This is a genomic window from Kitasatospora sp. NPDC047058 (assembly GCF_040643935.1).
GTDB lineage: Bacteria > Actinomycetota > Actinomycetes > Streptomycetales > Streptomycetaceae > Kitasatospora.
The window spans coordinates 1-10,322 of sequence record NZ_JBEYVJ010000264.1 but is presented as its reverse complement, the minus strand read 5'-3'; the positions used below and the strand labels follow the sequence as shown (position 1 = coordinate 10,322).

Here is a 10,322-nt window from a genome sequence, read left to right as displayed (position 1 = left end):
GCGACGTGGCCGCCTCGGCCCGGGTGGTGGTGTCCACGGTCGGCCCGTACCTGCGGCACGGCGAGCCGTTGGTGGCGGCCCCGGCCCGCGCCCGGGCCGCCCGAGTGGCCGCTCCCGGGCACCGCTCCGACACTGGGAAGGGCCGGGCGCCCGACCGGGCGGCCCCCACCGGAAGGGAGACGGCCACCATGGCCATCTGCGTCACCTGCGGCAACGACTACTGGCTCGCCTTCGAGATCAAGACGATCACCGGCGACACCTACACCTTCGACAGCTTCGAGTGCGCGATGGAGAAGCTCGCGCCGCGCTGCGAACAGTGCCAGGTCCGGATCGTGGGCCACGGCGTGGAGGTGGCCGGCCGATTCTTCTGCTGCGCCAACTGCGCCCGCGTCAACGGCGGCCTCGGCGACCAGATCCGCGACGCCGTCGGCGCCCACCCGTCGTCCTGAGCGGTCCGCCCCGCGGCCCCGGCACCCGCCGGGAACGCGAACACCCGCGCCGACCGGGTCGGGGCGGGTGAGGGGCGGAAGAGTCGGCCTGTACGCCGGGTTCTGTCTCCCTGGTCGCTCGCGCGGCCGGGGGAGGCGGCCATCCATCTAGGGCTGCCGTTGCCGACAGCCTCGTGCGGTCTACCCGCGGACTCGGGCGAGCAGCCCTCGGACATCCGCGCACGGCGCCCGGAGGCGCCGATCTTGACCTTGCTCCAGGTGGGGTTTACCGAGCCGGCCGGGTCACCCCGGTCGCTGGTGGTCTCTTACACCACCGTTTCACCCTTACCCGTCGCCGAAGCGGCGGGCGGTCTGTTTTCTGTGGCACTGTCCCGCGGGTCACCCCGGGTGGGCGTTACCCACCACCCTGCTCTGTGGAGCCCGGACGTTCCTCGGCGGGTCCTGAGGACCCGTCGCGGCCGCCCGGCCGGCTCTTCCGCCGTAGTGGTCATGGTAGCCGCTCGGGCGGGGCCTCCCGAACGCCGGGCCGGACGGCGGGCGGTTCGCCGCCGAGGCGGGCGGCCACCCGGGCGGCGGTGCCGGTGGCCCAGGCCGTCGTGGTGACCAGGCCGAGGACGAGGATGGCGACGCCGAGACCGGTCACGATCCACCAGCCGGCGTGGCTGGCCGGCGCGAACCCGGCGACGACCGGGCCGACCACGGCCGAGGTGACCACGGTGCCGATCACCGCCACGCCGAGCGACTGGCCGACCTGCCGGCTGGTCGAGGCGACCGCCGCGGCCACGCCCGCCTGGGCGCGCGGCATGCCGGACACGGCGGCGTTGGTGATCGGCGCGTTCACCATGCCGAAGCCGAAGCCGAACAGCGCGTAGGCGACCAGCAGCAGGGCGGGCGGGGAGTCCGCGGCCAGCCGGGTCAGCAGCAGGCCGCTGGCGGCGAGGCCGACCCCGGCCGCGACCAGCGGGCCGCGCGGGCCCCGGCTGCCGACGATCCGGCCGGAGACCGGCGCGCAGACCAGCATCATCCCCGCCATCGGCAGCGTCCACAGGCCGGCCTCGACCGGGCTGTAGTGGCGGACGTCCTGGAGGTAGAGGGTGTTGAGGAAGAGGAAGCCGCCGAGCGCGGCGAAGGCGCAGACCGCCGTCACGGTGGCGCCGGTGAACGGTGCGCTGCGGAAGAACCGCGGGTCCACCAGCGGCTCGGCGACCCGCCGTTCCCAAAGCGGGAAGGCCACCAGGGCCGCCAGGGCGGTCGCGGCCAGCCCGAGGATCAGCGGGGAGGTCCAGCCGTGCTCGGGGCCCTCGATGATCGCGGCGGTGCCGCAGCCGAGCAGCACCACCATCAGCACCTGCCCGACCGGGTCCAGCTTGCGGGGCCGCGGCGCCCGGGACTCCGGGACGTACCGGGCCGTCAGCAGACAGGCGGCCAGGCCGACCGGGACGTTGATCAGGAAGATCGCCGGCCAGCCGGCGCCGTGCACCAGGAAGCCGCCGAGCAGTGGGCCGAGCGCCATCGAGATGCCGACCACCCCGCCCCAGACGCCGATCGCCCGGGCCCGTTCGCGCGGCTCGGTGAAGGTGTTGGTGATGATCGACATCGCCACCGGGTTGAGCATCGAACCGCCGACGGCCTGCACCGCCCGGAACGCCACCAGCCACTCCAGGCCGGGCGCCAGGCTGCAGAGCAGCGAGCCGAGCACGAACAGCAGCAGGCCGGTCTGGAACACCCGGCGCCGGCCGAAGCGGTCGGCCACCGACCCGAACAGCATCAGCAGCGAGGCCAGCACCAGGGTGTAGGCGTCGATGATCCACTGGAGGCCGGAGGCCGGCGCGTCGAGGTCCTGCTGGATCGCCGGCAGGGCGATGTTCACCACGGTGTTGTCGAGCCCGACGATGAAGAGGCTCAGGCAGCAGATCGCCAGGACCAGCAGCCGGCGGCGCCGGCCGGGCGCGGACTCCGCGCGGGCCGTCGGGAGCGTGGGGGGAGTGGGGGCGCGCACGAGGCGATCCTCCCACGCGGGCGTGGTCACACCGCGGCGAAGCGGACCGTCCGGGTGGCGGGGTCGGCCACCGTCAACCGGGCCAGGATCCGCCCGCCGAGCGGCAGGCCGCCGCCGCTCCCGGCGGCCGGCGCGCCGTCGGGCCGGTCGCAGCGGGCCCGGACGGCCGGCTCGCGCAGCTGGACGGTGCCGCGGGTGGGCCGCTGCTCGTCCACGTCGATGACCAGCGCCGGGAAGTCCTCGCCCTCCCGGCCGGCCAGCAGCTCGGCCTCCAGCAGGTCCACGCAGGCCCGCTCGACCTCGGCCGACCGGCGGTCCCCGCCCGCCATCAGCCCGGGCGCGCCTGGCAGCGCCTCGCGGGCCCAGTCGGGCACCGGCTCGCCGGCGGCGACGGCCGCGCAGACCTCCTGGGCGTACCGGTCGCCCAGCCGGCGCAGCGGTGCGGTGCAGTGCGCGTACGGCGCGGCCAGCGCGGCGTGCCCCGGGTCGGCCGGGGCCGGCCGGCCCCGGGTCTCGTCGAAGGCGTGGTAGCCGGCGCCGCGCAGCAGGCCGGTGCACTCGTTGAGGAACGCGGCGTGCAGCGGGACGTCCGGGTCGAGTGAGCGGACCAGCTCCGGGTAGGGGAGGCCGGCGGGCCAGTCGACGTCGAGCGCGCGGGCGGTGCGGCGCAGCCGCTTGTACGCCTCCGGCGGGGCGGCGGGCAGGGTGCGCAGCAGGCCGACCCCGGCGTCCAGCATCAGCTCGGCCGCGGCCATGCCGGTGAGCAGCGAGATCTGCGCGTTCCAGCCGTCGACGGGGGTGGGTGCGCGGTAGCCGAGCACGTAGCCGTGCAGGGTCTCCTCGATCTCCTGCTCCGGGACGGGCAGGCTGATCCCGCCGCGGGCGCGCTCCTGTTCCTCGCGCAGCCGGCCGACGGTGGCCAGCAGGGCGAGCTGTTCGTCGGCGCCGCCGGCGTCGAGCGCGCGCTGCACGCCGGCGTAGTCCAGCCGGCGGTGCGAGCGGACCAGGGCGCGGCGCAGGTCGGCGAGGACGACGGCGCCGTCGGCGTCCAGGTCGAGCTGCCAGAGCAGGGCCGGGCGGGTCTCCCCCGGCAGCAGGCTGGCCGCGTCCTCGGAGAGCCGGGCCGGGTGGAGCGGGACGCGGCGGTCCGGGAAGTACAGGGTCTGGACGCGGCGGCGGGCCTCCTCGTCGATCGGGCCGCCGGGCCGGACGAAGGCGGCGACGTCGGCGATCGCGTAGTGCACCCGGTAGCCGCCGCCCGGGCGGTGGGTCAGGTGCATCGCCTGGTCGAGGTCCCGGGAGCCGGGCGGGTCGACGGTGAACAGCGGCAGGTCGGTCGCGTCGTACTCCGGCAGCCGGGGCGTCCGGGCCGCCTCCTCGGCCTCCGCGAGGACAGGGTCGGGCCACTCGGCGCGGATCTCCAGGTGGGCCCGCAGCTCGGCCAGTTCGGCGTTGATCCGGGCGGAGTCGGCGGCCTTGACGCGCAGTTTTCGGCGAGGCATGGAGGCAGCGTAGGGCGAATCGGGTGATTCCGGGCGGACCTGGACGGCGGACGCGCCGCGTTCAGCGGCCGAGCATCGACCGGAGGTCCTTGGCGGCGAGGGCGACCGCGTCGTCGTAGCCGCCGGTGGCCAGGCGGAGCATGAAGGCGACCGCCTCGTCCGGGTGCGGGTCGGCGTAGGGCTCGTCGTTGTAGTCGAGGAAGAGCAGCATCGCCTCGAAGGCGGTGCGCTTGTTCCGGTCGACCAGCGGGTGGTTGCGGGCGAGGCTCTGGCCGAGGGCCGCGGCCTTGGTCCAGAGGTCCGGGTAGGCGTCCCGGCCGAACAGGCTCGCCTGCGGGCGGCCCAGCGCGGAGAGCAGCGCACCGAGGTCGCGGATGTTCTCCGGGCCGCCGGCCAGGTACGTGACGTCCTCCAGGTCGAGGTACTCGGTCACAGGTCCTTGAGCCTCTCCAGCGTCTCCGCGTTGGCCTCGCGGATCCGGGCGACCATGGCGGCGCGGCGCTCGGCGCGTCCCGGCCCCGGCTGCCCGGCCAGTGCGTCCGGCAGTTCGGACTGGCGCACGTCGAAGGCCAGCTCGGCGCGGTCGTCGTCCCGATCCGGGGCACCGGTGACCCGCACCCGGCCGGCCAGGACCGCCTGTGCGGCCGCCTTCAGCGCGAACTCCAGCGCCTGCCTGGTCCCGGCCGGCAGGTCGGCGGGCAGGCGGACGGGCAGGGACTCCTCCACGGCGTCGTCGTCGCCGGTGGCCAGGTCCAGGGGTCGCAGGGTCATCTCGTCACGCTCCTTGTCCAGGTCGACGGTAGAGCGGGCGGGCGGGCGTTGACCAGCGGTTCGCGGGCGCGGCACGGCGGGCGCGTAAGGGGCCGTAGCGTGGGGGCAGGCGTCGGTGGTGCGGCGCCTCGGTGGTGCGGCAGCTCGTTGGTGCGACGGAGGGGGTACGGCGATGGGTGCGGTGCAGGTCACGGGGGCGGCGGTGGCCGGGGTGCTGGCGGCGACGGGAGCGCTGCACGCGGTGTGGGCGGTGACGCCGTGGCCGCTGCGGACGCCGGAGGAGTTCGCGGACACGGTGGTCGGCACCGGTGACGGGGTGCCACCGGCGGCGGCGTGCGTGGCGGTGGCCGGGCTGCTCGGTTCGGCGGCGTACCTGGTGGGCGCGGAGGCCGGCGTGCTGCCGGCGGCCGGGCCGGCCCGGGTGCGGCGGCACGGGGTGCGGGCGGTCGCCGGGGTGATGCTGGCGCGGGGCGCAGGCGGGCTGGTGGTGTTCGGCGGGGGCCTGGCGGCGCGCTCGGAGCGGTTCCGGCGGCTGGACACCCGGTACTACTCGCCGCTGTGCCTGGCCCTCGGCGCGGGGGCCGCCGTCGTCGCGGCGGCGGGCCGGAGGCGGAGCGGCGGCCCGGGAAGCGGACCGGGCACCCGGGAGCGCGGCGGTTTTGCGTAGGGTGGCGGGGATCGTCCGCCACAAAGTGTTGAGGAGTCCGCTGTGCTGGTGCTGTTGCCGCCCTCGGAGGGCAAGGCCGCGTCCGGGGACGGGGGGCCGGTGGCACTCGACGGACTGTCGCTGCCGGGGCTGACGGCGGCGCGGACGCAGGTGCTGGACGCGCTGGTCACGCTCTGCCGCGGGGACGGGGACACCGCCGCCGAGGTGCTCGGGCTGAGCCCGGGCCTGCGCGGCGAGGTGGCGAAGAACGCCGGCCTGCCGGCGGCGGGGGCGCGCCCGGCCGGCGAGGTGTACACCGGGGTGCTGTTCGACAACCTCGGGCTGGCCACCCTGGACGAGGCCGCGTACGACCGGGCCGGGCGTTCGCTGCTGGTGTTCTCGGGGCTCTGGGGCGCGGTGCGGATCGGCGACCGGATCCCGTCCTACCGCTGCTCGATGGGCGTGAAACTCCCCGGCCCGGGGGCGCTCGGGGCGTTCTGGCGGGGCGCGATGGCCTCCGTGCTGCCGGAGGTGGCGGACGGGCTGGTGCTGGACCTGCGCAGTTCCGCGTACGCGGCGGCGTGGAAGCCGGCCGGCGAGGTGGCGTCCCGGACGGCGACCGTGCGGGTGCTCCAGGAGCGGAACGGCAAGCGCACCGTGGTGAGCCACTTCAACAAGGCGACCAAGGGGCGGCTGGTCCGCGACCTGCTGGTGGCGGGCGTCGAGCCGAAGACGCCCGGCGAGCTGGTGGACACGCTGCTGGAGCTGGGCCACCGGGTGGAGGTCGCCGCGGAGGGCACCGCGCGCAAGGCCTGGCAGCTGGACGTGGTGGTCACCGAGGTGCACTGACCCGCCCCGGTGCCGGCCGGTGGCGGGCTCCCGTCGGGGGCCCGCCACCGGCCGCGTCAGCGCAGGTGCCCGGTGTCGTTGAGCAGCCGCACCGAGGCGTTGCCGTCCGCGTAGTACTGGACGGCGCAGAGCGAGGCGGCGGACAGCTCCATCCGGTAGAGGGAGTCCGGCGGGGCGCCGAGCGCCAGCCGCACCAGCGTCTTGATCGGGCTGACGTGCGAGACCACCAGCACGGTCTTCCCGGGGTAGCGGGCGAGGATCTTGTCGCGGGCGACCCCGGCCCGGTGGGTGAGCGTGGTGAAGCTCTCGGCGCTGCCGGTCGGCTTGGCCCTGGGCGAGCCGAGCCAGGCGGTGAGGTCGTCCGGGTAGCGCTCCTGCACCTCGGCGAAGGTGAGGCCCTCCCAGTCGCCGAAGTCGACCTCGCGCAGGCCGTCCTCGTACCGGACCTCCAGGCCGAGGCGGGCGGCGACGATCTCGGCGGTCTCCCGGGTGCGGCGCATCGGGGAGGCGACCACGGCCTGGACCGAGCCGCGGGCGGCCAGCGCCTCGGCGGCGCGCCCGGCCTGCCAGCGGCCCTTCTCGGAGAGCTCCGGGTCGCTGCCGCCGCTGCCGGAGAACCGCTTCTCCGGGGTGAGGTGGGTCTCGCCGTGGCGGAGCAGGACGAAGGTGGTCGGGGTGCCGAGGTCGGCGGGGGCGGCCCAGCCGGCCTTCGGCACGGCCTTCTCCAGCGGCGGCTCGGCAACCGGCTCGGCCACCGCCGGGGCGGCGGCCTTCAGCGGCCTGGGCTCCCACTGGCGGCCGGCCTTGCCGGCGTCCATCGCCTCGTTGGCGAGCCGGTCGGCGTCCTTGTTCTTCTCGCGCGGGATCCAGGTGTACTTGACCTGGCCGCGCGGGAGGACGGTCCGGGCCTCGGCGGCGAGCGGCTGCATGTCGGGGTGCTTGATCTTCCAGCGCCCGGACATCTGCTCGACCACCAGCTTGGAGTCCATCCGCACGTCCACCGTGGCGTCCGCGTCGATCTCCCGGGCCGCCCTCAGGCCGGCGATCAGGCCCTTGTACTCGGCCACGTTGTTGGTGGCGTGGCCGATGAACTCGGCGGCCTCGGCGATGATCAGGCCGGTGTCGCCGTCCCGGACCACCGCGCCGTAGCCGGCCGGCCCCGGGTTGCCCCGGGAGCCGCCGTCGGCCTCGACGATGAACCGTCGCCCCGCCACCGTGTCAGACGCCCGAGTCGGCGGTGCGGACCAGGATCCGCGAGCAGTTCTCGCAGCGGACGACCTTGTCGGCCGGCTCGGCCTTGATGGCGTTCAGCTCGGTGATGGAGAACTCGGTGCGGCAGCCCTCACAGCGGCGCTGGTAGAGGCGGGCCGCGCCGACGCCGCCCTGCTGCTCGCGCAGCTTGGTGTAGACCTTCAGCAGGTCGGCCGGGATGACGGCGGCGACGGTCTCGCGGTCGCGCCGGACCTTCTCCGCCTCGCCGTCGATCTCGGCGAAGGAGGCGTCGCGGCGGCCCTCGGCCTCGTTGAGCACGACGGTGGAGTGCTCCAGGCGCGCGCTCAGCTCGGTGACCCGGGTCTGGGCGGACTCCAGCCGCTCCATGATCTCCAGCACGACCTCCTCGAGGTCGCCCTGGCGCTTGGCCAGCGAGCCGATCTCGTGCTGGAGGTTCTCCAGGTCCTTCGGCGAGGTGATCGCGCCGGAGTCCAGGCGCTGCTGGTTGCGCGCGGACCGGGCACGGACCTGCTCGACGTCCTGCTCGGCCTTGGTCAGCTCGCGGGCGGTGTCACCCTGCTGGGCCTGGGCGGCGACCACCAGGTCCTTGAGCGCGGTGTGGTCGGCGGTGGCCTTCTCGATCTCGGCGTGCTCGGGCAGGCTGCGACGCCGGTGGGCCAGCTGGTCGAGCTTCGAGTCGATGGCCTGGAGGTCGAGCAGGCGGATCTGGTCGGCGGGCGCGGCGTTCAAGCGGAGAGCTCCTGTGAATCGGGTCAGGCGGTGAAGGACATGGGGGCGTGCGCGGTCCACGGGTCGGTGACCTTGTGGGAGACCTTGGTCTCCACGGCCCAGCCCCGCTTCCCGGCGGCGCCGTGCAGCGCCTGCTCGGCCAGGGTGAGCCAGGGCCACTCGGTGGCCCAGTGCGCGGCGTCGAGCAGCGCGACCGGCGCCGCCTCGGCGGCCTCGGAGGCCGGGTGGTGGCGCAGGTCGGCGGTCAGGTAGGCGTCGACGCCGGCCGCACGCACCTCGGCGAACAGGCTGTCGCCCGAACCGCCGCAGACCGCGACCCGGCTGATCAGCCGGTTCGGGTCACCGGAGACCCGGACGCCGGCGGCGGTGGCGGGCAGGCCCCGGGCGACCTGGGCGGCGAAGACGGAGAGCGTGACCGGGGGCTCCAGCAGGCCGATCCGCCCGGTGCCGCGGCGGCCCAGCGCGTCGGTCGGGTCCGGCACCAGCGGGCCGGTGACCCGGACGCCGACCGCCTCGGCCAGCGCGTCCGAGACGCCCGGGTCGGCGTGGTCGGCGTTGGTGTGCGCCACGTGCAGGGCGATCCCGTTCCGGATCAGCGTGTGCACGACCCGGCCCTTGAACGTGGTGGCGGCGACGGTGGTGGTGCCGCGCAGGTAGAGGGGGTGGTGGGTGACCACCAGGTCGGCGCCCCACTCGACGGCCTCGTCCACGACCGCCTGCACGGGGTCGACGGCGAAGAGCACGCGGCGGACCTCGGCCTGAGGGTCCCCGCAGACCAGGCCGACGGCGTCCCAGGACTCCGCCCACTGCGGCGGGTAGACCTCTTCGAGCGCGGTGATGACGTCGGACAGTTTCGGCACCTGTCGAGACTACCGTGCGCACGGGGGCGCCCGAGCCGCCCGGGCCGGGGCGATCCGGGCTCCGGGCCGGGCCGGACGGCCTCCCGGCGCTGCGCCCGGGGCTGCGGACGGGACCGTGCCCGGTGTGGGGGACGGGGCGCACAGGTGCGCGTCAACCTGCGGTCCGGCGCGTTCGGACGGCGCCGGGGCGCGGCGCGGGCGCGGCCCGCGGGCCGCCCGGGCGCCCGTTTCCGCCGGGGTGCGCGGGGATCACCGCTCACAGCGAACGGCTCGTACATATTCGAAACAGCGCCGGGATCACCCTTACGAGTGAAGTGACCGGCTACGCGTTGAGTCCGCGCCAAAACCGAAAGTAACTTCACCTCTGCGAACGGGAGTTGCCCCGACCGGGGGGTCGGGAAGGCGCTCCGCCGGTGCGCGGGCCCAGGTCAGCGGGGGTCCGCGCCGGGCCTTGGCGGGGCCCGCGGCGGAGGCGGCCGCGGCGGCGCTCCCGGACCTCCGAGGAACCGATCAGGCCGTGGCCGGGCGCCCGGGTGCCGGAGCAGTGGGCACCGGCGGGCGCCGGACGAGACGAAGGGATGTGAAGGCGGATGGGGGCGGGCACATCGCTTCGGACGGCCGGGGGCACGGGATCGGCGGGCCGCGGGCCGCAGGCGGGCGGCGCGTGGCCGGAGGTCGCGCGGGCGGCGCTGGCCGGTACCACCGGAGGCCGGGGAGGTGACGGGGACTGGCAGGTCACCGTCGAGGGCTTCTGGTGCACGGCCAGGCCGTCCGCGGCGGAACTCGCCGACGAGGGCTGGAAGATCCACGTCAGCGCGGCGTCGGCGGTCGGGGGCGCGGTGCTGGCCGCCGTCGCCGAGGTCCTGGCCGACGACCCCTGCGCGTTCAAGTTCGCCGCCGGGCCGGAGCAGCTGCACGAGCTCAACTCGCGCAACAGCGACCGCGGTTCGGCGGGCAAGTTCGTCACCGTCTACCCCGGGGGCGAGGAGCAGTTCCGGCGGCTGGCGGCCGCCCTGCACAAGGCGACCGACGGCCTTCCCGGGCCGGTCGTGCTCTCCGACCGCCCGTACCGGCCCGGCAGCCGCGTCCACTACCGGTACGGCGCCTTCGCGGCCCGCGCCGAACTGGGCAACGACGGCGGGTACCGGTCGATGCTGCGCGGGCCCGGCGGCGAGACGGTCGAGGACGTGCGCGGCGCGTCGTACCGCTGCCCGCCGTGGGCCCGCGACCCGCTGGCCGAGGAGGCTGGGCCGTCCCCCAGCACCGCCGCAACGCACGCCCCCA

The 10,322-nt window shown here is 75.8% G+C and carries 10 protein-coding genes, 1 other RNA gene and 1 pseudogene; 4 read left to right on the top strand and 8 right to left on the bottom strand.

Features of this window, described 5'->3' with window-relative positions; all coding sequences use genetic code 11:
• Window positions 1-188: 188 nt before the first annotated feature.
• Window positions 189-449 carry a Prokaryotic metallothionein gene (locus ABZ885_RS28890; RefSeq protein WP_360194743.1) on the top strand — a complete coding sequence of 87 codons (261 nt, stop codon included), beginning with the start codon at window positions 189-191 and terminating at the stop codon, window positions 447-449.
• Window positions 450-524: 75 nt separating this feature from the next.
• On the opposite strand, the gene rnpB is transcribed toward ABZ885_RS28890, so the two are convergent.
• The 5 genes from rnpB to ABZ885_RS28865 form a co-directional block, all read right to left on the bottom strand.
• Window positions 525-923: RNase P RNA component class A (rnpB, locus tag ABZ885_RS28885), an RNA gene on the bottom strand.
• Window positions 924-936: 13 nt separating this feature from the next.
• The gene (locus tag ABZ885_RS28880) at window positions 937-2,448 is read right to left on the bottom strand and encodes an MFS transporter (protein ID WP_360194740.1); all 1,512 of its coding nucleotides are present in this window, start codon (window positions 2,446-2,448) and stop codon (window positions 937-939) included.
• 26 nt (window positions 2,449-2,474) lie between these two features.
• Window positions 2,475-3,950: an RNB domain-containing ribonuclease gene (locus tag ABZ885_RS28875; RefSeq protein ID WP_360194737.1), complete on the bottom strand. Its 1,476-nt coding sequence runs from the start codon at window positions 3,948-3,950 to the stop codon at window positions 2,475-2,477.
• A gap of 61 nt (window positions 3,951-4,011) precedes the next feature.
• Window positions 4,012-4,383 carry a type II toxin-antitoxin system death-on-curing family toxin gene (locus tag ABZ885_RS28870; RefSeq protein ID WP_360194734.1) on the bottom strand — a complete coding sequence of 124 codons (372 nt, stop codon included), beginning with the start codon at window positions 4,381-4,383 and terminating at the stop codon, window positions 4,012-4,014.
• Complete coding sequence (locus tag ABZ885_RS28865) at window positions 4,380-4,721, bottom strand: hypothetical protein (RefSeq protein ID WP_360194731.1); 342 nt, start codon at window positions 4,719-4,721, stop codon at window positions 4,380-4,382. Before ABZ885_RS28865 ends, ABZ885_RS28870 begins: the two co-directional genes overlap by 4 nt.
• A 172-nt stretch (window positions 4,722-4,893) precedes the next feature.
• Between ABZ885_RS28865 and ABZ885_RS28860 the strand changes: the two genes are divergently transcribed.
• Both ABZ885_RS28860 and yaaA read left to right on the top strand, forming a co-directional pair.
• Window positions 4,894-5,388, top strand: coding sequence for a DUF3995 domain-containing protein (locus ABZ885_RS28860; RefSeq protein ID WP_360194728.1), 495 nt, complete (start codon window positions 4,894-4,896; stop codon window positions 5,386-5,388).
• A gap of 42 nt (window positions 5,389-5,430) precedes the next feature.
• Complete coding sequence (gene yaaA, locus ABZ885_RS28855; protein WP_360194725.1) at window positions 5,431-6,216, top strand: peroxide stress protein YaaA; 786 nt, start codon at window positions 5,431-5,433, stop codon at window positions 6,214-6,216.
• Window positions 6,217-6,272: 56 nt separating this feature from the next.
• On the opposite strand, the gene ABZ885_RS28850 is transcribed toward yaaA, so the two are convergent.
• The 3 genes from ABZ885_RS28850 to ABZ885_RS28840 are packed head-to-tail and all read right to left on the bottom strand — an operon-like array spanning window position 6,273 to window position 9,038.
• Window positions 6,273-7,430, bottom strand: a complete 1,158-nt coding sequence (locus ABZ885_RS28850; RefSeq protein ID WP_360194722.1) for a bifunctional RNase H/acid phosphatase — start codon at window positions 7,428-7,430, stop codon at window positions 6,273-6,275.
• Window positions 7,431-7,434: 4 nt separating this feature from the next.
• A complete protein-coding gene (locus ABZ885_RS28845; protein WP_360194719.1) occupies window positions 7,435-8,178 on the bottom strand; it encodes a C4-type zinc ribbon domain-containing protein in 744 nt (247 codons plus the stop codon).
• A 23-nt stretch (window positions 8,179-8,201) separates the two neighbouring features.
• Window positions 8,202-9,038: a Nif3-like dinuclear metal center hexameric protein gene (locus ABZ885_RS28840; RefSeq protein WP_360194716.1), complete on the bottom strand. Its 837-nt coding sequence runs from the start codon at window positions 9,036-9,038 to the stop codon at window positions 8,202-8,204.
• Window positions 9,039-9,628: 590 nt separating this feature from the next.
• Between ABZ885_RS28840 and ABZ885_RS28835 the strand changes: the two are divergent.
• Window positions 9,629-10,322: pseudogene (locus tag ABZ885_RS28835) on the top strand (hypothetical protein); the annotation flags it as partial.